Source organism: Roseobacter sp. (assembly GCF_039970775.1).
GTDB lineage: Bacteria > Pseudomonadota > Alphaproteobacteria > Rhodobacterales > Rhodobacteraceae > Roseobacter.
Genome location: NZ_JBDVLG010000063.1, coordinates 201,493 through 222,138 on the forward strand (window position 1 = coordinate 201,493; position 20,646 = coordinate 222,138).

23 protein-coding genes are annotated in these 20,646 nt (G+C 54.3%); 10 read left to right on the forward strand and 13 right to left on the reverse strand.

Annotated features, from left to right (window positions below; all coding sequences use genetic code 11):
* Positions 1–30 precede the first annotated feature (30 nt).
* The 3 genes from rph to hemW are packed head-to-tail and all read left to right on the forward strand — an operon-like array spanning position 31 to position 2,502.
* Positions 31–744 (forward strand): ribonuclease PH, encoded by a 714-nt coding sequence (gene rph, locus ABJH13_RS17305; protein ID WP_348407462.1) that lies wholly within the window; start codon positions 31–33, stop codon positions 742–744.
* On the forward strand, positions 741–1,352 hold the full coding sequence (gene rdgB, locus ABJH13_RS17310) for an RdgB/HAM1 family non-canonical purine NTP pyrophosphatase (RefSeq protein WP_348407463.1): 612 nt from the start codon (positions 741–743) through the stop codon (positions 1,350–1,352). Before rph ends, rdgB begins: the two co-directional genes overlap by 4 nt.
* Positions 1,345–2,502 carry a radical SAM family heme chaperone HemW gene (gene hemW / locus ABJH13_RS17315; protein WP_348407464.1) on the forward strand — a complete coding sequence of 386 codons (1,158 nt, stop codon included), beginning with the start codon at positions 1,345–1,347 and terminating at the stop codon, positions 2,500–2,502. The genes rdgB and hemW overlap by 8 nt, the downstream gene beginning before the upstream one ends.
* Here the strand turns inward: hemW and ABJH13_RS17320 are convergent.
* The 7 genes from ABJH13_RS17320 to hemJ form a co-directional block, all read right to left on the reverse strand.
* Positions 2,499–3,398, reverse strand: coding sequence for a ParB/RepB/Spo0J family partition protein (locus ABJH13_RS17320; RefSeq protein ID WP_348407465.1), 900 nt, complete (start codon positions 3,396–3,398; stop codon positions 2,499–2,501). The two genes, hemW and ABJH13_RS17320, sit on opposite strands and share 4 nt — an antisense overlap.
* A gap of 9 nt (positions 3,399–3,407) precedes the next feature.
* Positions 3,408–4,217, reverse strand: coding sequence for an AAA family ATPase (locus ABJH13_RS17325; RefSeq protein ID WP_348407466.1), 810 nt, complete (start codon positions 4,215–4,217; stop codon positions 3,408–3,410).
* Positions 4,210–4,815, reverse strand: a complete 606-nt coding sequence (gene rsmG, locus ABJH13_RS17330) for a 16S rRNA (guanine(527)-N(7))-methyltransferase RsmG (protein ID WP_348407467.1) — start codon at positions 4,813–4,815, stop codon at positions 4,210–4,212. The genes ABJH13_RS17325 and rsmG overlap by 8 nt, the downstream gene beginning before the upstream one ends.
* Entirely contained in the window at positions 4,812–6,683 is a 1,872-nt protein-coding gene (gene mnmG, locus ABJH13_RS17335) for a tRNA uridine-5-carboxymethylaminomethyl(34) synthesis enzyme MnmG (RefSeq protein WP_348407468.1), read from the reverse strand. The genes rsmG and mnmG overlap by 4 nt, the downstream gene beginning before the upstream one ends.
* 4 nt (positions 6,684–6,687) lie before the next feature.
* Complete coding sequence (mnmE, locus tag ABJH13_RS17340) at positions 6,688–7,974, reverse strand: tRNA uridine-5-carboxymethylaminomethyl(34) synthesis GTPase MnmE (RefSeq protein WP_348407469.1); 1,287 nt, start codon at positions 7,972–7,974, stop codon at positions 6,688–6,690.
* Between the two features lie 29 nt (positions 7,975–8,003).
* Positions 8,004–9,311, reverse strand: a complete 1,308-nt coding sequence (gene rho, locus ABJH13_RS17345; RefSeq protein ID WP_348407470.1) for a transcription termination factor Rho — start codon at positions 9,309–9,311, stop codon at positions 8,004–8,006.
* Between the two features lie 125 nt (positions 9,312–9,436).
* Positions 9,437–9,886 (reverse strand): protoporphyrinogen oxidase HemJ, encoded by a 450-nt coding sequence (gene hemJ / locus ABJH13_RS17350; RefSeq protein WP_348407471.1) that lies wholly within the window; start codon positions 9,884–9,886, stop codon positions 9,437–9,439.
* 395 nt (positions 9,887–10,281) lie between these two features.
* Here hemJ and ABJH13_RS17355 point away from each other — a divergent pair, with 395 nt between their 5' ends.
* From ABJH13_RS17355 to dnaQ, 4 genes are read left to right on the forward strand one after another with little or no spacing between them, the layout of a single operon-like run.
* A complete protein-coding gene (locus ABJH13_RS17355; protein WP_348407472.1) occupies positions 10,282–10,881 on the forward strand; it encodes a nucleoside triphosphate pyrophosphatase in 600 nt (199 codons plus the stop codon).
* An 11-nt stretch (positions 10,882–10,892) separates the two neighbouring features.
* Positions 10,893–11,726, forward strand: coding sequence for a shikimate dehydrogenase (locus ABJH13_RS17360; protein WP_348407530.1), 834 nt, complete (start codon positions 10,893–10,895; stop codon positions 11,724–11,726).
* Positions 11,723–12,316, forward strand: a complete 594-nt coding sequence (gene coaE / locus ABJH13_RS17365) for a dephospho-CoA kinase (RefSeq protein WP_348407531.1) — start codon at positions 11,723–11,725, stop codon at positions 12,314–12,316. The genes ABJH13_RS17360 and coaE overlap by 4 nt, the downstream gene beginning before the upstream one ends.
* On the forward strand, positions 12,309–12,995 hold the full coding sequence (gene dnaQ, locus ABJH13_RS17370; protein ID WP_348407473.1) for a DNA polymerase III subunit epsilon: 687 nt from the start codon (positions 12,309–12,311) through the stop codon (positions 12,993–12,995). The genes coaE and dnaQ overlap by 8 nt, the downstream gene beginning before the upstream one ends.
* Positions 12,996–12,998: 3 nt before the next feature.
* Here the strand turns inward: dnaQ and secB are convergent, their stop codons facing one another.
* Positions 12,999–13,478 carry a protein-export chaperone SecB gene (secB, locus tag ABJH13_RS17375; protein WP_348407474.1) on the reverse strand — a complete coding sequence of 160 codons (480 nt, stop codon included), beginning with the start codon at positions 13,476–13,478 and terminating at the stop codon, positions 12,999–13,001.
* A gap of 59 nt (positions 13,479–13,537) precedes the next feature.
* Positions 13,538–14,014: an FxsA family protein gene (locus ABJH13_RS17380; RefSeq protein ID WP_348407475.1), complete on the reverse strand. Its 477-nt coding sequence runs from the start codon at positions 14,012–14,014 to the stop codon at positions 13,538–13,540.
* A gap of 105 nt (positions 14,015–14,119) precedes the next feature.
* On the opposite strand from ABJH13_RS17380, the gene ABJH13_RS17385 reads away from it, so the two are divergent.
* Genes ABJH13_RS17385 through ABJH13_RS17395 form a run of 3 tightly spaced genes read left to right on the forward strand, consistent with a single transcriptional unit; the run spans position 14,120 to position 16,406 of the window.
* On the forward strand, positions 14,120–14,779 hold the full coding sequence (locus ABJH13_RS17385; protein WP_348407476.1) for a Tim44/TimA family putative adaptor protein: 660 nt from the start codon (positions 14,120–14,122) through the stop codon (positions 14,777–14,779).
* A 41-nt stretch (positions 14,780–14,820) separates the two neighbouring features.
* Positions 14,821–15,813 (forward strand): MltA domain-containing protein, encoded by a 993-nt coding sequence (locus tag ABJH13_RS17390; RefSeq protein ID WP_348407477.1) that lies wholly within the window; start codon positions 14,821–14,823, stop codon positions 15,811–15,813.
* Complete coding sequence (locus ABJH13_RS17395) at positions 15,810–16,406, forward strand: Smr/MutS family protein (protein ID WP_348407478.1); 597 nt, start codon at positions 15,810–15,812, stop codon at positions 16,404–16,406. The genes ABJH13_RS17390 and ABJH13_RS17395 overlap by 4 nt, the downstream gene beginning before the upstream one ends.
* Here the strand turns inward: ABJH13_RS17395 and ABJH13_RS17400 are convergent.
* The 4 genes from ABJH13_RS17400 to hslV are packed head-to-tail and all read right to left on the reverse strand — an operon-like array spanning position 16,390 to position 20,594.
* The gene (locus ABJH13_RS17400; protein WP_348407479.1) at positions 16,390–17,616 is read right to left on the reverse strand and encodes an MFS transporter; all 1,227 of its coding nucleotides are present in this window, start codon (positions 17,614–17,616) and stop codon (positions 16,390–16,392) included. The genes ABJH13_RS17395 and ABJH13_RS17400 overlap by 17 nt on opposite strands.
* Positions 17,617–17,655: 39 nt before the next feature.
* Positions 17,656–18,960 carry an ATP-dependent protease ATPase subunit HslU gene (gene hslU, locus ABJH13_RS17405; RefSeq protein WP_348407480.1) on the reverse strand — a complete coding sequence of 435 codons (1,305 nt, stop codon included), beginning with the start codon at positions 18,958–18,960 and terminating at the stop codon, positions 17,656–17,658.
* Positions 18,961–18,963: 3 nt separating this feature from the next.
* Positions 18,964–20,040, reverse strand: coding sequence for a hypothetical protein (locus tag ABJH13_RS17410; protein ID WP_348407481.1), 1,077 nt, complete (start codon positions 20,038–20,040; stop codon positions 18,964–18,966).
* Entirely contained in the window at positions 20,037–20,594 is a 558-nt protein-coding gene (gene hslV, locus ABJH13_RS17415; protein ID WP_348407482.1) for an ATP-dependent protease subunit HslV, read from the reverse strand. Before hslV ends, ABJH13_RS17410 begins: the two co-directional genes overlap by 4 nt.
* Between the last annotated feature and the right edge of the window lie 52 nt (positions 20,595–20,646).

Here is a 20,646-nt window from a genome sequence, read left to right on the forward strand (position 1 = left end):
ATCGGAGAGTATACAAAAAGAGGATATCCCATGCGCCCTTCTGGTCGAGCTCTGGACGAAATGCGCGCTGTTTCTATCGAAACAGATTTCACGAAACATGCCGAGGGCTGCGCCCTGATCAAGATGGGCGACACGCATGTCTTGTGTACGGCCACCATCGAAGACCGCGTGCCACCGTTTATCAAAGGGTCCGGTCTGGGATGGGTCACCGCGGAATACGGTATGCTGCCCCGTGCCACGAACACCCGCATGCGCCGCGAGGCCGCGATGGGCAAACAAGGGGGCCGTACCGTCGAAATCCAACGTTTGATCGGGCGGTCATTGCGCGCAGGCGTTGACCGGGTGGCCTTGGGTGAACGTCAGATCACCGTGGATTGCGATGTGTTGCAGGCCGACGGCGGCACGCGGTGTGCGTCTATCACCGGCGGCTGGATTGCGCTGCGTTTGGCGGTGAACAAGTTGATGAAGGCCGGTGACGTGATCAGCGACCCGATGGAAGACCCGGTTGCCGCAATCAGCTGTGGCATCTACGCGGGCCAACCCGTGCTGGATCTGGACTACCCCGAAGATTCCGAAGCGGGTGTTGATGGGAATTTCATCATGACCGAATCCCGCAAGCTGATCGAAATCCAGATGAGCGCCGAAGGCTCGACCTATTCGCGTGATCAGATGAACCAGCTGATGGATCTCGCCGAAAAAGGCGTGTTGGAATTGGCCGCCGCACAAAAGGCCGCCACAGCATGACGCGACGATTCGACGGCAAACGCATTTTGGTGGCCACGCACAACGCAGGCAAACTGGACGAAATACGCCAGTTGTTTGGCCCATATGGCGTTGACGTCGTGGGTGCGGCCGAGATGGATCTTGATGAGCCCGAAGAGACAGAAAGCACGTTCATCGGCAACGCCCGGATCAAGGCGCGTGCGGCGGTTGCGGCGACCGGCCTGCCCGCGCTTGCCGATGATTCTGGCATTGAGGTCGACGCGTTGGACAATCAGCCCGGCGTCTATACCGCCGATTGGGCCGAAACACCCAACGGACGTGATTTCATCATGGCGATGACCAAAACCCACACGATGCTCGAAGAGAAAAACGCACCTCACCCACGGCACGCGCGGTTTTGTGCGACCTTTGTGTTGGCTTGGCCCGATGGTCACGAGGAAATTTTCGAAGGCACCGTTGCGGGCCATCTTGTCTGGCCTATTCGCGGCGAAATTGGTCATGGCTATGACCCGATGTTCCAGCCCGACGGGCATGATATAACCTTCGCAGAAATGGACGCCGCCGCGAAAAACCGCATCAGCCACCGTGCTGACGCCTTTAACAAACTGATCGAAGGTTGTTTTGGCTGACGATTGGGAAAACGGCGGGTTCGGGCTTTATATTCACTGGCCCTATTGCGAATCCAAATGTCCTTATTGCGATTTCAACAGCCACGTCACGCAGCACATAGACCATGCCGCGTGGCGTGACGCCTACCTGTCCGAACTTGACCGTGCTGCGGCTGAAACCAAGGGCCGTGTGTTGCGGTCTGTGTTTTTTGGCGGCGGCACACCTAGCCTGATGGCTCCTGACACCGTTGCGCAGATTATCGAGCGCATTCGGCGCAATTGGCCCTGCTCCAACGACCTAGAGATCACATTAGAAGCCAATCCCGGTTCCGTAGAGGCCGGCCGTTTTGCCGCATTTCGCGATGCGGGCGTCAATCGGATTTCTATGGGGGTCCAAGCGCTCAACGATGATGATCTTCGGCGGCTTGGGCGGTTACACAGCGCCGATGACGCTATGCGCGCCTTTGAAATTGCGCGCGGGTGTTTTGAACGGGTGAGTTTTGATCTGATCTACGCGCGGCAGGGTCAAACACTGGCCGATTGGCGTGCCGAACTGACCCAAGCGCTGTCAATGGCGGTCGATCATCTGTCGCTGTATCAGCTGACAATTGAACAAGGCACCGCGTTTGGTGACAGGTACAACGCGGGCAAACTTCGCGACCTGCCCGACGAAGACCTGGGCGCTGATTTGTTTTCCCTGACCCAAGATCTGTGCGGCGAACACGGCCTACCCGCGTATGAGGTATCGAACCACGCGCGGGATGGTGCGCAATCTCGGCACAATTTGATCTATTGGCGATATGGTGACTATGTCGGCATCGGACCGGGTGCGCACGGGCGGCTGACCGTCGGCAGGCAACGATATGCGACGGAATGCTATTCAAACCCCAAACGGTGGCTGGACGAAGCCACATCGGCGCGACCTGAAAATCCACGTACGGTGCTGTCACTGGACGATCAAGCCAACGAATTCATACTGATGGGGCTGCGGTTGACCGAAGGGGTCGACCTAAAGCGGTTTGAACGCCTTGCTGGGCGGCAGTTGGCACCCAACAAGGTAAAATCTCTGCAGGACCTAGGGCTGATTTCAGTTCAAGCTGATAGATTAACCGTTAAAGATCAAGGAGTTATGGTCTTAAACGCCATAATTTCCGATCTTCTGATCGGTTAAGAACCACTTAGAACCCGGCACAATTCATCAAGTTCATCCAGCGTTTTGTAGTGCAAAACAACCTGCCCAGATTCGTGGCCTGATTTGTGATTTAGCTCTACTTTTACGCCCAAAGACGCCGAAAGATCACCTTCCAAAGCTTTTGTATCAGCATCTTTGGTGTCAAGTACTGCCTTAGGCGTCTTGCTTTGAAACGGTTTATTATCGTCGGCAGTGCTTTTTTTGACCAACGATTCTGTCGCCCGCACAGACAACCCGCCCTTGATGATCTGCTGCGCCAGCTTCATAGGGTCCCGCGCAGGAACCAACGCCCGCGCGTGTCCCGAGCTAAGATCACCAGTGCGCACCATCTCTAACACAGGCGCAGGCAGGTTCAAAAGGCGCAATAGATTGGCGATATGGCTTCGGCTTTTACCTAGGGCTTCGGCCATTTTCTCTTGGGTGTGCCCAAACCGGTCCATCAGTTGCCGGTATCCAGCGGCTTCTTCGATAGGGTTCAAATCGGCACGTTGGATGTTTTCGATGATGGCAACTTCCAGCACCTCAACATCCGTGAAATGGCGAACAACAACTGGTAATTCATGCAAATTGGCGATTTGCGCAGCGCGCCAACGGCGTTCACCCGCGACGATTTCATATTTATCGTCAGCAATCGACCGGACAATGAGCGGTTGGATCACGCCTTTTTCTTTGATTGATGACGACAAATCACTTAGGTCGTCATCCGCAAATCGTTTCCGCGGTTGATCTGGGTTTGGTATGATTTGCTCGATGGGAACCAACCGCTCAGCGGCCGATGGGCCTGCGTTTGTGGCCTTTTCCGTTTCGGCCACGTCGGACATCAATGCCGATAGCCCACGGCCAAGCCCACGTTTTCGATCTGCTACACCCGCCATTTCGACCCCCTAAGCCGCCGTCTTCATATTTTTAGTCAATACTTCTTGCGCGAGCGCCCGATATGCTTGCGCCCCTTTTGACGCCGTATCGTAGGTCAAAACTGGCATCGCAAAAGACGGCGCTTCGCTGACACGTACATTACGTGGAATTCTGGTGGCGAAGACCAGTTCACCAAGGTTATCGCGCGCGTCTTGTTCCACCTGCAATGATAGGTTGTTGCGGGTGTCATACATCGTCAACACGATGCCTTCGATCCGTAAATCTTTATTGCCGCTTTGACGCACCTCACGGATAGTCAGCATGAGTTGCGACAGCCCTTCCAGCGCAAAAAACTCGCTTTGCAGTGGGACTAAAACAGAATCAGCCGCTATCATCGCGTTTACGGTCAAAAGATTAAGCGAAGGCGGACAATCGATTAGAATATAGTCTAATGCGTAGATATCCATCTCTGGCTGACGAAGTGCATCGTGCAAAAGAAAGCTGCGTTTTTCGTTTGAAATCAATTCGATATCGGCTGAACTAAGATCAACAGTCGCAGGAACAATCGCCAACCCTGGTGTAGCCGTAGGCGTTACAACCGACGTTAACGCTACATCCCCTAGGATAAGGTCATATGTTGTGAATTCACGGTCATCAACCTCAATACCTAGTCCGGTTGACGCGTTTCCTTGCGGATCCAAATCAACGACCAGCACCTTTTTTCCAGCCTCCGCCATTGCGGCGGCCAAGTTGATAGTTGTGGTGGTTTTACCTACACCACCTTTTTGATTGGCCACGGCGATAATTTTGGGAGCGTTTGGGCGGGACAGATCAGGCATGTTGGATATCTCTCACCTCCAGGATAGCAGATTGGGCGCTTGTTTTACTTGTATGAGCCTTCAGCTCAAATGACCATGATTTCCGTGCAATTTCGACTTCTTTTTCCCAAGTCACGCCTTTGAAGAGCAATGCGACACCACTTGGCTTCAGGTGCCTTTGCGCAAGGGGTAAAAGAGCGCTAAGATCCGCCAGTGCGCGTGCAGACAAGACGTCGCTTTGTGCTGGCGACGTCGATTCAATGCGCGACACGGTTACCTCTGCATTTAGATCCAACTCACGGATAACAGTACGTAAAAAGACCGCTTTACGCATATCACTTTCAATTAATTTTACCCGCATCACAGGATTGTTCTCTCGGGATAATATCGCGATCACCAACCCTGGTAACCCTCCCCCGCTCCCAATATCTGTCCAAGTGCGACCAAGATCAACGAGGTTATAGGCTTGGGCCGAATCCCAGATATGGCGATCCCAAAGATCACGATAGCTAGATTTGGATATCAAATTGATCTTTTGCGACCACTTCAACAGAAGGTCGTGGTAGCACTGCAAACGGTCAAATGTTTCACGTGAAACATTTAGGTGTGAACTGGTCATGCACTTTTTAACTTACTTAGTTGACGAACACGCAACAAAACAATGTTCATCGCGGCAGGTGTCATCCCATCAATACCTGACATTTGCCCGATCGAAGCAGGCCGCGCCTTATCCAACTTAGCCTTAAGTTCATTCGATAATCCATCCACCAATGAGTAATCAAATTCCTTCGGGATAAGGTGACGCTCATCTCTTTGCAACAACTCTATATCTTTCGCTTGCCGCGCAATATAATTCGCGTAAAGCGCTTCGCGCTCCATTTGCAATGCGATTTCCATGTCAATCGAACCGAGACTTGAATCCAACTTTCCAACATCGTCGAAGGTAACTTCAGGAAACGCCAACAACTGTAGTCCTGTGCGCTTCTGGCCGTCTTGGTTAATCTTAATCCCAACTGCCGCCGCTTGAGTTGGTGTAAATTTCCGATCAGTCAAAAATCCGCGAGCTGCGTCAAGCCGTTCAACCTTATTCAGAAAAATATCCGCCCGATGTTGGCCAACACATCCCAATTCAATTCCAAGGTTGGTCAGCCGTTGATCTGCGTTATCAGCACGTAAAGACAATCTAAACTCCGCTCGCGATGTAAACATCCGATAAGGCTCGCTAACACCTCGCGTCGTTAAGTCGTCTATCATAACCCCAATATAGCTCTGTGACCGAGAGAAAATAACAGGCTCGCGTCCTTGTGCGCGTAGAGCAGCATTCAAACCGGCAACAATTCCTTGCGCACCGGCCTCCTCATACCCTGTCGTGCCGTTGATCTGCCCCGCTAAAAATAGGCCCGGTACGCTTGAAAGTTCTAGCGTTTGTTCCAATGCCCGAGGATCCACATAGTCATATTCGATCGCATACCCGGGTGTAAGGATAACCGCGTTCTCGAGACCAAATATAGATTGAACATACTCCTTTTGCACAGTCTCTGGCAAAGACGTCGAAATTCCATTTGGATAGATCTGATTACTCGTAAGCCCCTCCGGCTCCAAGAAAACCTGATGCGAGTCTTTATCTGAAAAGCGAACAACCTTATCTTCGATAGACGGGCAATAACGCGGTCCAACACCGTCAATATGCCCCCCGTACATAGCCGATCTATTAAGGTTTTTCTGAATTATCTCATGAGTTTGAGGATTCGTATGGGTGATTCCACATGGTACCTGCTTCAAGTGCGTACCGGTCGACATAAATGAAAATAGAACAGGTTCATCATCACCGGGCTGATTTTCCAAAACATCCCATCGGATACTCTTTTTCTCTAGCCTAGGGGGTGTACCAGTCTTTAATCGGCCCAGAGGTAGCCCAAAGGAATCTATACGATCGGCAAGCCTAATTGACGCCTTCTCACCCATCCGCCCACCGGATCGGGATTCATTCCCAATATGGATAACCCCACGTAAAAAAGTGCCTGTCGTCAGAATGACCTGATTGGACAAAATCTCCGACCCGTCTTGCAGTACGACGCCGGAAATACATCCCTGATCCATAATAAAATCAACGACTTCGCCCGATATCACACGCAGGCGGTCCTGCGCTAATGTCTCAGCAAGAACTTCGCGCCGGTACACATCACGGTCGGATTGCGCGCGAGGTCCCTGGACAGCTGGACCCTTACGCCGATTAAGCAAGCGAAATTGAATACCCGCTTTATCTGCCACGCGACCCATGACACCATCCAGTGCGTCAATTTCTCTAACGAGATGCCCTTTGCCGAGCCCCCCTATCGCAGGATTGCAGGACATAACTCCTATACTGGATTGTGAAATAGTGACCAGTGCGGTTTCAACGCCCATTCGCGCAGAGGCATGGGCAGCTTCGACGCCCGCATGCCCGCCTCCGACGACAATGACATCAAAATGTTTCACGTGAAACACTCCATTACTTACCTAAACAAAAACTAGAAAAGACCTCATCAAGCAGGTTTTCAACGTTGATCCGCCCAGTAAGAACTTCCAACTGCCGAATCGCACTTCGTAACTCTTCCGCGGCTATATCATATTGATCAGGTCCATCGTTAACGACCTCTAATGCTCTCGTTAGACCAATTTGTGCCTCTTCCATCGCACTACGATGGCGTTCGTGTGTCGCCAAGCCTGCCCCAGCAGACTTTATAGTTAGAAACTTCTCAATTTTTTCAATGAGATCTGCAACGCCCAACCCTGTTAACCCCGATACACCTTCAATATTATCATCGGATAAATCAGCTTTCGGCAACAAAATAATATCGTCACCGCCGGGCTCTAACATTAACTTTTGACCTAACTCCATAAGAAATATGCGAACATCTGCCGCCCTTGCCCGTTCGATACCTCGTGCAACCCCGACCGCTTCGATCACGTCGTCACTATCTCTCAATCCCGCCGTGTCCAAAAATGTGACCGGTAGACCGCTCAGATCCATCCGCACCTCAATAACGTCGCGCGTCGTCCCAGCTATTTCCGATGTAATCGCGGCATCTCGACCAGCAAGCCGATTAAGTAAAGTGGATTTCCCCGCGTTCGGCGCACCAACGATCGCTACCTCAAATCCAACTCTGATCCGTTCCGCGACAAAACTTGCTGATATCTCATCTGTCAGATCGTCTTTAACGCTATTCAAGAGATCCCGAACCTCAGGACTCACATCAACAGGAACATCCTCGTCCGCGAAATCAATCGTCGCTTCTAGCAACGCAGCACTGCGAATTAACTTTTGTCGCCAGCGATCAACCCGATCACCCAAGGCGCCCGAAAAAACCCGAACCGCTTGCTTTCTCTGCGCCTCCGTTTCCGCGTCGATCAGCGCGGCAAGACCCTCAACCTGCGATAAATCAAGTTTCCCATTTTCCAAAGCACGGCGCGTAAATTCACCGGGTTCAGCCAGTCGAGCCCCTTCTGCGACACTCAACTGCCTTAACACAGATCGAACAATGGACACGCTACCGTGCAGATGAAATTCAACAACGTCCTCGCCGGTAAAGCTATTTGGCCCTTGAAACGCCAAGACAAGGCAGTGATCCAACACCTCGCCGCTGCAATCTTTTAAAACACGCATTCCCGCCTTCCGTGGCGCGGGAATAGACCCGGCAAGTTGCGCAGCAATCGACATCGCGTCAGGCCCAGATAACCTAACAACCGAAACGCCAGCGCGCCCTTGTGCCGTTGCCAGTGCAAAAATTGTATCCATAATCTAACTCACTGTTTTTAAACAATAAGTTACGTATTCATTGAATCAAAGAAATCCGAATTCGTTTTGGTCTGCTTCAACTTCGAGATCAGGAATTCGATCGCATCCGTGGTTCCCATTGGGTTAAGGATCCGGCGCAAAACAAAGGTCTTTTGTAAATCAATCTTATCAACCAAAAGGTCTTCTTTCCGCGTACCTGATTTCAAAATATCCATAGCCGGGAACACACGTTTGTCCGCAATCTTACGGTCAAGAACGATTTCAGAATTACCAGTCCCCTTGAATTCCTCAAAGATCACCTCATCCATACGGCTACCCGTATCGATCAATGCAGTCGCGATGATCGTCAGCGACCCACCTTCTTCGATGTTCCGCGCCGCACCAAAGAACCGCTTTGGCCGTTGCAACGCATTGGCGTCAACACCACCAGTCAAAACCTTACCAGACGACGGCACAACGGTGTTAAACGCGCGGCCCAATCGCGTGATTGAATCCAGCAAAATAACCACATCACGCTTATGTTCAACCAACCGCTTGGCTTTTTCAATCACCATATCGGATACCGCGACGTGGCGCGTCGCAGGTTCATCAAAGGTCGATGATACCACCTCGCCCTTAACCGAACGTTGCATATCCGTAACTTCTTCGGGCCGCTCGTCGATCAGCAACACGATCAGATAACATTCAGGATGGTTACGTTCGATCGAATTTGCGATATTTTGCAACAGAACGGTCTTACCCGTACGCGGCGGGGCCACAATCAAAGACCGCTGCCCTTTCCCAATCGGCGATACCAAATCGATAATCCGCGACGACCTGTCTTTGCCTGTCGGATCGTCAGTTTCCATCGTCAGCCGCTCATCCGGGTAGAGTGGCGTCAGGTTCTCGAAGGCAACTTTGTGACGCGCCTTCTCAGGGTCTTCAAAGTTGATCTGAGTCACATCTAACAGCGCAAAATACCGCTCATTATCATCCGGGGCCTTAATCACGCCCTCAATCGTATCCCCGGTGCGCAGTGAAAACTTGCGCGTCATTTCAGGCGATACGTAAATATCATCCGGGCCGGGCAGATAATTCGCCTCAGGAGACCTCAGAAAACCGAACCCATCCTGCAAGACTTCCAACACGCCATCGCCCGAGATTTCCCAGCCTTCATCCGCGCGCTCGCGCAGGATCTGGAACATCATCTCGCCTTTTCGCATGGTCGATGCATTCTCGATCTCGAGATCTTCCGCCATCGATAGCAAATCTTTAGGACTTTTGCGCTTAAGATCCGCGAGATTCAACGTCTCGAGGGTCTCATTGGCTGCCGCGGTGTCGATCGTGTCATTCGTCATGCAAATACCCGTGATCAGCGTCGGGCAAGCCCGGCTGATATCGTGTTTAAAATGTCTGGTCTGCGCCATCCCCGGACGGGGTGGTAATCGCCTCATACGGCGCTGTGGCGCACGAGTCAATTGTTTCAGAACCGGACAACCACCGACAGAACGATCACAACCATCAAAACGGTCGGTACCTCGTTCATCATACGGTACTGGCGGCCCGTCAAAACATTAGAACCCGCGATAAATTCTTTACGACGCAACCCCAGCCAATGATGAAACCACGTCATACCCACTACGCCGGCCGTCTTTGTCCAAGGCCAGATCGCGGACCAATCGACAATACCGGGTACAGAAATCAGACTTACTCCTAAAATCCACGTGGCCATCATGGCCGGATTCATAATCACTCTGAGCAGCTTTAGCTCCATCGTTTGAAACAGCTGATGTGTTTCGCCGTCTTGGCCCACTTGTTCGACGTGATAAACGAACAACCGTGGCAGATAGAACAACCCGGCCATCCACGCGATGACTGCCATGATATGAAACGCTTTGATCCATGGGTAGGCGTTCGAAAGAAAGTCGGACATTGGATATCTCCACTGAGAGACCCTTACTTATTAATTAATAAGAGAAGAAAAAAGATTGATGATTATGTAGGGCTCACATTTTCTGTGGATTACGTGGTTTTACCATTGGTTATGCAGATGGGGAAAACATATTAAGATTTTGTAAATGAATTTACTATTATCGTTTAAAAACAATAGTATAAAATCATATTTTTCCGAAAAATAAAAGGATAACCGTGTGTGTAACCGCCTTAAACCGTAGTTATACACATCTTAAGGTTTATCCTTTTCCGTAGAGGGGCAGATCTTTAATGACCCTGGTTTTCCCACAGAACTTGTCTCCTGTGCGCGATGTGGCCAATTTGATCAGAAGAACATATTAAGGTTTTCTTAATGATGCACACAGGATTACCCACATGGCCCCTCATATCATTCTTGCATCTGCATCCCCGGTACGCGCACAATTGTTGCGTCAGGCCGCCGTCCCGTTCGATGTTCAGCCCGCGCGTGTCGACGAAGATATGGTCCGCGATGCCCTACTGGCTGAAGACGCCTCGCCTCGTGATGTGGCGGATGCGCTTGCTGAACTTAAGGCGCGTAAGATCAGTGAAAAACACCCAGAAGCGCTGGTTATTGGGTGCGATCAGGTGCTGGATCACGGTGGTAAACTGCTGTCAAAACCGACCTCACCCCAAGATGCAGAATATCAGCTGATGGCATTGCGCAATGATCGCCACACATTGCTATCTGCCGCCGTGATTTGCGAGGCCGGGAAACCCATCTGGCGGCATGTCGGTCAGGTTCGTTTACGCATGCGCGCCGCGTCTGACACGTATATATCTGGCTACGTTGCGCGAAACTGGGACAGTATTCAACACGCGGTGGGTGCATATAAGCTTGAAGAAGAAGGAGTGCGCCTGTTCCACCGCATCGACGGTGATTATTTTAACGTGCTGGGCCTGCCGTTGTTGGAACTACTGGCCTATTTGACCCTGCGTGGAGATCTAGAACAATGAATACGGCACCGCTGCCCCCCGCAAAAATCCCGCTGGCAGGTGTCATCGGGTCCCCGATTGCACATTCAAAATCGCCGCAGGTGCACGGTCATTGGCTGGCGACCTATGGTATTCCGGGGTTTTACATCCCAATGGATGTGGCCCCACAAGATTTGCGTACTGTATTGAAAACGTTACCAAAGGCGGGGTTTGTTGGCGTTAACGTTACAATACCCAATAAAGAAGCAGCCCTCGCCATCGCCGATTTGATCACAGACCGGGCGACATTGATCGGTGCGGCCAATACGTTGATCTTCCGAGAAGACGGCAAGATTCACGCCGACAATACGGACGGGTATGGTTTTCTTGAAAACCTCCGCGCAGGCGCGCCCTTGTGGCAACCCGCAAACGGTCCGGCGGCGGTATTGGGTGCTGGCGGTGCAGCGCGCGCGGTGATTGCATCGTTATTAGAAGCAGGCGTGCCAGAGATATATCTGACCAACCGCACCAAAATCAGGGCCGAAAAGCTAAAGGATGATTTTGGCAACCGGGTCACCGTCGTGGACTGGGCGCAAGCGGGTTACATGTTAGAAAATGCCAATCTTGTGGTGAATACAACGTCGCTTGGGATGGTCGGAAAACCGCCACTCGAGGTCCCATTAGAGGGGCTGCCACAGACGGCGACGGTCACGGATTTGGTGTATACGCCGTTGAAAACGCGGTTGCTGGATGTCGCGGCGCAAAAGGGATGCGTCACAGTTGATGGTCTTGGTATGTTGTTGCATCAGGCCGTGCCGGGGTTTGAACGCTGGTTTGGCACCCGCCCAACCGTTGATGCCGCCACGCGGGACGCGGTGCTGCGCTGATGTTCCGCTTGGGGTTAACGGGGTCGATCGGCATGGGAAAATCAACCACCGCGTCGTTTTTTGCCCAAGAAGGTTGCGCGGTTTGGGATGCAGACGCCGCCGTGCACCGTTTATATGCAAAAGACGGTGCGGCCGTCGCCCCAATTGCAGCGATGTTCCCCGATGCGGTGCAAGACGCCGCGATCAGCCGTACGATCCTTAAACAGATCATCGCACAAGACCCCACGGCGATAAAAGCGATTGAACAGATCGTGCACCCGCTGGTCGCCACGGATCGCGCGTCGTTCATAGATACGACCACCGCAGAGATCGCTGTTTTTGACATCCCGCTGTTGTTTGAAACAGGCATTTCCGCAACCATGGATGCGGTCGCTTGCGTCACCATTTCGCCCGACATTCAGGCCGAACGGGTCGCAGAACGGGGCACCATGACCCGCGCGCAATTTGATGTTATTCGGGCCAAACAGATGCCCAATGACGAAAAATGCGCGCGATCCGATTTTGTGATTGTGACCGACACGGTTGAACATGCCCGTGCGCAGGTTCAGGATGTGGTGCGACAGATCAAAGAAAGACAGCCCCATGCGTGAGATCGTGCTTGATACGGAAACCACCGGCTTTGACCCGCAATCGGGTGACCGGATCGTCGAGATCGGCGCGGTCGAATTGATGGGCCACATGGCCACCGGCAAGACGTACCATCAATATATCAACCCCGAACGGGGTATGCCTGACGAAGCGTTTCAAGTGCACGGGCTGGGCGACGAATTTCTGAGCGACAAACCCAAATTCGCCGCCGTCGGTCAGGCGTTTCTTGATTTTATCGGCGATTCAAAACTGGTCATTCACAACGCTGCGTTTGACATCAAGTTCCTGAACGCAGAGCTGGGCTGGATGGGCTTGCCGCAAATTCCGTGGGAACAGGCGATTGATACGTTGGAAATCGCGCGCAAACGCTTTCCCGGGTCGCCCGCATCACTGGATGCGCTGTGCCGGCGGTTTCACATCGACAACACATCGCGCACGCTGCACGGCGCGTTGCTGGATAGTGAAATCCTGGCCGAAGTATATCTGGAATTGATCGGGGGGCGGCAGCCTGATTTTGGCCTGTCGACGGCGCACACGTCTGGATCTGGCGCGCAGGGTGACGCTTGGTCGCCGCGCCCGCGGGCCACACCGTTGGGCACCCGCGTGTCGGCAAAAGAGGCCGCCGCCCATGCCGAATTTGTGGCAACATTGGGCGACGACGCGATGTGGCTTAAACCCTGACGATTATGCGTCGAGCTTGGGCTGTTCTTCGGCCTGACGGCGCGCGATTTCATTGCGGTAAAGCGAGACAAAATCGATGTTTTCGAGGTTCAGCGGCGGGAACCCACCGTCGCGCGTGACGTCGCTGACGATCCGGCGCAGGAACGGGAAAATCATGCGTGGGCATTCGATCAACAAAAACGGGTGCAGTTGATCGTCAGGCACGTTGTCGATGTGGAAAATACCGGCATAGTCGATTTCCAGAACGAACAGCGTCGCATCGCCGTCTTTGGCCTTGGAGGTCACGTTCAGCTTGATCGACGTTTCATATTGCTTGTCGGTCGAACGTTTTTTCGCATCCAGATTAACCTGAACCTGAACGTCCGGCGTTACATCAGCCGGCGCGCCTTTTTGGGCCATGATGTTTTCAAACGACATGTCGCGAATGAATTGTCCAAGAACGCGCATTTGCGGCCCTTGTGGTTGTGCTTCGGCCTCGGCCATCGGTCTCTCCTAGCGTAAAAATCAAATCGCGAGAGCCATATCAGTTTGGGTCTAGGTTCTCAATGGTCGGTCCATTTGGATGGCCCTCTCATTTCTTTATGTTCGGGCGGAACCTCTGAATAGTCCCCGTCGATGACATCGCCATTGGCCTGCGGTCGGTGCGGATGCTGAGGCGCGCCAAACCCCTGCACGTTCACGCGGGCCCGGACGGCCGTAAAAACCGCCACTCGGACGGCAGGCACCAACAGTAAAAACCCGACCGCATCGGTGAAAAACCCCGGCGTCAACAAAAGAGCACCCGAAAACAGGATCATTGCACCATGCACCAAGGGTTCGGTTGGATCCCGCAAATCAGAAAACGACGATTTTAACTGGCCCATTGCCACGAGCCCCTGATTTCGGACCAACCATGTGCCTGCCATCGCCGTCAAAACAACGGTAACAAGCGTCCATCCAAGCCCAATCGCGCCGCCAATTTGGACGAACAGCGTGATTTCTATCAGCGGTACCGCGAGAAAAGCGATAAATAGCCACATTTTGCTATGTCCTTTCATGGCGCCAAGAGTGGACTTGCGCGGGTCTCACACCTACATAAGGGGTATGAACGTCCGTTTCCATGACTTACCCCACATGAGGTGCATATGAATTCGCAACTGATACAGCTCTTGGTGCTCGCTGGCATTGCTGTTTTTCTTATTATGCGTCTGAAAAACGTATTGGGGACACGGGACGGCCACGAACAGCAACCGCAACCCAAACCGCAAGCGCGTGGGGCAACCACGCCCGAATTCGAAGTGATCGAAGGTGGTCCTGATCTGGATATCACCGATCATGTTGACGAAAACAGCGCGGCCGCCAAGGCGTTGTCGTCCATGAAGCGGATCGAGCCGTTCTTTAACGTCACCGAATTTTTGGGCGGTGCGCGCAGTGCCTACGAGATGATCGTGATGGGCTACGAAAAAGGGGAGCTGTCGGATATTCAGCCTTTCCTGGCCGAAGATATATACGAATCCTTCGTTGATGGTATCGCCGCCCGTGAAGATCAGGGTTTGACCGTCGAATCCGATTTCATCGGTGTCCGAGAGTTGACGTTGGTAGATGCGACCTTGGATGCAGACAACCAAGAGGCTGAATTGACCATCCGTTTTGTGGCCGAGCTGACGTCTGTTGTCCGCAATGCCGAGGGCGAGATCATCGATGGCGCCGCCAACGAGATCAAACGTCAAAAAGACACATGGTCCTTCGCGCGTGCGATGGGGACGGATGACCCCAATTGGCTGCTCGTCTCCACAGACGCATGACCCGTGGCCTTGGGGCCGCTGTTTTGGCGGGGATTTTCGGTATGACCGTTTCCGCCAGCTCGGACCCAAGGGTCGAGGTTCTCTCGTTTGACCAGCTTGATGGCTGGGCAACAGATGATCATGCCGCCGCTTTTACCGCGTTTCAAAATACCTGCGTCGATATGGATGACCCCGATTGGCAGGCGATGTGCGGTTACGCGACATCTAACCCCGACCCCAAAGCGTTCTTTGAACTGCTGTTTCGTCCCGTGTTGATCGACGACGGCCAAGAACCACTGTTCACCGGATATTTTGAACCAGAACTGGACGGATCCCGCATCCGCACAGCACGCTATCGATACCCGATTTACGCGATGCCGCCCGAGGCAAAGCGCACCGATGTTTGGCATTCACGCCGACAGATCATTGATGGCGGGGTGCTCGAAGGGCGCGGGTTGGAAATTGCGTGGGTTGATGACCCGGTAGAGCTATTTTTTCTGCAAATCCAAGGGTCAGGCCGTGTGAAACTGCCCGATGGTGGCAAGCTACGGGTCGGATACGGCGGCGCCAACGGGCATGTCTATCGGTCTATCGGGGCAGAACTGGTGCGCCGCGGCACCTACTCCGTGCATCAGGTCAGTGCCGAGGTCATCAAAAACTGGGTGCGCCGTAACCCAAACGACGGCCGGGAATTGCTGTTTCATAACCCATCCTACGTGTTTTTTCGCGAAGTCAGCGAGGTGCCCGCCCACAAAGGTCCGCTTGGGGCGATGAACCGGTCGGTGACGCCGATGCGCAGCATCGCGGTGGACCCGGCGTTTGTGCCGTTGGGCGCGCCAGTTTGGGTGGAAAAAGACGGCGAAAGCCCTCTGCGCCGGTTGATGATCGCACAGGATACAGGATCTGCGATAAAAGGCGCCCAACGCGCCGATGTTTTTTTCGGGACGGGTGATCAGGCAGGCCGTGCGGCGGGTCGGCTGAGAGATCCGGGCCGTATGGTCGTGTTACTGCCCATCCAGCGCGCCTATGCATTGGCCCCTGAGGCCACCCAGTGACACGTCGAAAGCTGTCGGAAGAAGAGGCCGCGCTTTGGCGCATGGTTGCGGACCGCACGACCGCGTTGCATCAGCGTGGCACGTTTGACCCTGACGCCTATGCGCCACAGCCAAAAGCGCCGATACAAGACAAACCGCGGCCCGATTTTGGCAAGCTCGCGAAAACCTTCCCGGCCAAGCCTGAACCGCGCAAAACCAACGTTGATCTGGTGCCGTCACTGCCTGAACGTCTGCAAAAAGCCCCCGTTCAGATGGACCAAAAGACCTTTGGCAAGCTCAAGCGCGGCAAGATGAAACCAGAAGGTCGCGTGGATCTGCACGGTATGACGCTGGACCGTGCGCATGGGGTTTTGACCCGGTTTATTTTGACGTCGCATGGGTCGGGCAAACGGTTGGTCTTGGTGATCACCGGCAAGGGTAAAAACCGCGACGAAGGTGGCCCTATCCCGGTGCGCCACGGCGTTTTGCGCCATCAGGTGCCGCAATGGTTGTCGGGTCCGCCGCTATCGGCTGTCGTGATGCAGGTCGCGCAGGCGCATGTTAGTCATGGCGGCGGCGGTGCCTATTACGTGTATCTCAGGCGGCACCGGTAGGCAGGTCGCGCTGATATCGCAAAACCCCGAACCCGGCGAGAACTGCACCGCCAAAATAAAACGCGGCCATCGGGATCATCTGATCAGGGAAATCCACGCCGAAGTCGATCAACACACCACTGACGCCCGGCCCAATGGCGGATCCGAACACCATCAACGCAGCCACCGCAGCCTTGATCGCGCCAAGGTGCCGCGTGCCATAAAACGCGGCCCAAAACGCAGTGGTTGCGGTGCCTTGTACGCCTTGCCCGGCACCAAATATCACCAGACCAACCCCAGCCATCCAGATGGTATCGGCTGCCGCCAGCACCAAAAAGGCAATGCCAAAGGGGATCAGCTGAAAGGGTACGATCCATTTGACCCCGATGCGGTCAACCGCCCAACCGGTTGCAAAGGTAAACGCCACCGAACATAGCGTTGATAGTGGAAATAACGCGACATAGGCGCCAAGGCTCCAGCCCTTTACCTCCGTCAGGTGAACTTGTTGGAAAAACAACGCAGTCCCCCAAGCGGCGGGGCCGACAACGACGGGTATTAGCGTGTAAAACAATGGGTGGCGCAGTAGGTCGGCGCGCGACCAATGCCGCCCCAACATCCCGGTGCTTTGGGTGTCGTCGGCCATTGATTGGGGTGTGCGCTCTTGGCGCAACAGCCGTTGCATAATGGGAATGGTCGCGATGATGCAAACACCGGCCAGCAGCCACAACAACCGCCAGTCAAAGGTGACAAGCAAGGCAACAAAGACGATGGGCAGCACGGCTTGACCCGCGGCAAATCCCATCGCTGACAGTGAAATCGCCCGCCCCCGCGAAGCCACAAACCAACGTGACATGGCGACGGCGGCCAACTGCGACATCATCCCCTGCCCCATCAGCCGCAGCGCAAAGATAACGGCCACCAATATCACCGCAGATTTGGCCAAGGACATCGCGATACAGGCCGCCGCCAGCAAAACCATGACCGCCAAGGACAATTGACGCACACGGAACTTATCGGTCAGCGTGCCTGCCCAGATCATGGTAATCGCCGAAAGCGTGGTAGCGATGGTGTAGATGCCGCCCCATCCGCCATCCGCCAGGGCAAAGGCGTGCTTAATTTCGCCAGCGAACAGCGAGATGAAATAGGTCTGCCCAAAAGACGACGTGAAGGTTAGCAAAAACCCCGCCAGCAGGAACAATCGGTTGTCGATAAGAAAGCGCAGATACACCATGCGCCTGATGTTGCAGGCAGGCGTTCGGATGAAAAGCGCTTAAAGCACGTAGCGGCTGATATCGGTGGATTTCGTCAGTTCGCCGAGGTTTTTGTCAACAAAGGCGGCATCAACTACGATGCTCTCTCCGGCTTGGTCGGGCGCGTTAAAGGACAGTTCTTCAAACACCCGTTCGATCACCGTATAAAGCCGCCGCGCGCCGATGTTTTCGACCGATTGGTTCACGTCAGCGGCGATTTTCGCCAGCGCCGCAATGCCGTCTTGCTCAAACGTAACGGCGACGTTTTCGGTGCCCATCAAGGCGGTATACTGCAAGGTCAGCGCATTGTCGGTTTCGGTCAGAATGCGGATGAAATCCTCTTCTGTCAGGGCGCGCAGTTCTACGCGGATGGGCAACCGGCCCTGCAATTCGGGCAGCAAATCCGACGGTTTGGCGATATGGAACGCGCCTGACGCAATGAACAGGACGTGGTCGGTTTTCACTGGGCCATGTTTGGTGCTGACGGTGGTGCCTTCGATCAGGGGCAACAGATCGCGCTGCACGCCCTCGCGGCTAACATCACCGCCGCGCGCATCGGACCGGGCACAGACCTTGTCGATCTCGTCCAAAAAGACGATGCCGTTTTGCTCTACCGCTTCGATGGCCGCCTTGTTGACGGTTTCATCATCCAGCAGTTTATCGGCCTCTTCGCCGACCAAAATGTCATAGCTTTCAGCGACTGTAAGACGTTTGCGCGTGGTGCGCCCGCCCATCGCTTTGCCGAAAATATCGCCCAGGTTCAACATGTTCATTCCGCCGGGCTGGCCGGGAATATCCATCGCGGGAAAGGGGCTTGATGTATCGGCGACCTCCAGATCGATCATCTGGTCGTCTAATTCGCCCGCCTTCAGCTTTTTGCGGAACATATCGCGCGTGCCTTCGCGGGCATCCGTCCCGGCGATGGCATCTATCACTCGTTCTTCGGCGGCGTTGCGGGCGTTGGCCTTGACGTCTTCGCGCATGTGGTCGCGGGTCATCGCAATGGCGCTGTCGACCAGATCGCGGATAATCTGTTCGACGTCGCGGCCGACATACCCAACTTCGGTGAATTTTGTCGCCTCGACCTTTAGAAACGGCGCGCGGGCCAGTTTGGCCAACCGGCGGCTGATTTCGGTTTTGCCAACGCCGGTGGGGCCAATCATCAGGATGTTTTTGGGGTAAACTTCGTCGCGCAGATCATCGCCCAACTGCTTGCGCCGCCACCGGTTGCGCAGCGCCACAGCGACGGCACGTTTCGCGTCGTTTTGCCCAATGATGAAACGGTCAAGTTCTGAAACGATCTCGCGGGGGGTCAGGTCAGTCATGGATCAGGCCTTTGTCTGATAAGAAGGAGGAAGCCGGTGCAGCGGGATAAATCCGGGCAGCAGTTTCAACAACCGTGCGCGGATCTTCTCCCAACGGGCCCCAAGAAACAGCAGGACAACGCCGAGGAAAAACACAGTGAACACCGCGCTGTTTTCATCAAAGATCGTCGCAGTCAGGACCACGGTATAGCCAATGGCCGCAATCAGAAATGACCGGCGGTCAATCACGATAGCGATCAGTGCAAAAACCGCCAACATTGTCACCAACAAGGGGTTGGACCATGCCTCTGTGCTTTCGAGAAGCGTCAGCGCCATGGTGTTCATCAACGCGGGCGCGGCGACAACGTGCAGCCAAAACCCGTTTGCACAGCGGCGCGTCACCCTGTGCGGGTCGGACATGTCAAAACCCATGGCGATGGCAAACACGACCACACCCAAGGCAAGCGTGATCCAGGCAAACGGCCCACCGGCGGATAGTAAAAACAGTTGCTCAATTGACTGCGGCGACCCGCTGGTATTGCCCGCCACCAAAATGGCAATGCCAAAGGCGGCCAACGCGATAATAGCCAAGGCAAAGGGCACGCGAAAGCGGATCCAGAACACCAGCAATGCAAGGGTGGCGAGGGCAAAGGGCAAGGGCAGGCTGGTGTTATCGCCCTGCGCCAGCATGAACACTTCGGCAAACGCGCCAGCCAGACCGTAGGCGCTGTTGCCCGCAAACAAGAGCGTTAGCACAATAGCCGGCGCAATCATGCGGCGTTTGCGGATGAAATATTCCGACAGAACCCACAGAAAAACCGCGCCAATCGCGCCCGAAATCATCAGCGTATCGCGGATCTCGATGGGGTCGCGGCTGACCCAAAACGTCACAATGCCGACCCACCCCAACGCAAGGATCGACAGACCCACAACGATGAAAATCTCGTTGAACCCTTTGAATAACTCAAACGGTTCATCCCCCGGATCAAGGTTTTCGCGCGCGCCCTGACGGCTATGGGCAAGGCTCATCAATGCGGCGGCTTGTGCTTCGGTCACGATGCCCGCGCCAACGCCCGCCCGCAGATCGTCTTTTTCGATCATGCGCTGATTGTCTCGACCGTGAGCCTGCCGTTGGTATAGACGCAAATATCTGCGGCAATCGCCATTGCGTCGCGGGCGACCTCTTCGGCGGTGCGGTTGCTGTCCATCATCCCGCGGGCGGCAGCCAGGGCGTAGTTGCCGCCTGAACCTATCGCGGCCACGTCATGTTCAGGTTCCAGCACGTCGCCCGCCCCGGTGATCACGAAAATATCGGTGCCATCTGACACGATCAACATTGCTTCGAGCTTTTGCAGGTATTTGTCGGTGCGCCAGTCCTTGGCCAATTCGACGCTGGCCCGCGCCAGTTGGCCCGGTGTTGCCTCTAATTTGGTCTCTAGCCGTTCAAGCAGCGTAAACGCATCTGCGGTTGATCCGGCGAAACCGGCGACCACGTCAAACCCGCCGGGGCTTAGCCTGCGGACCTTGCGCGCGGTGCCTTTGATGACCGTCTGGCCTAATGACACCTGCCCGTCACCGGCGATCACAACCTCTCCGGCTTTTTTCACTCCGATGATCGTTGTCCCGTGCCATCCGGGGAACTCGTCCTGCGCCATATGGGCCTCCTTTGCCGTGGTGACTATATGGCGTGGCGACTGTGGGCGTACA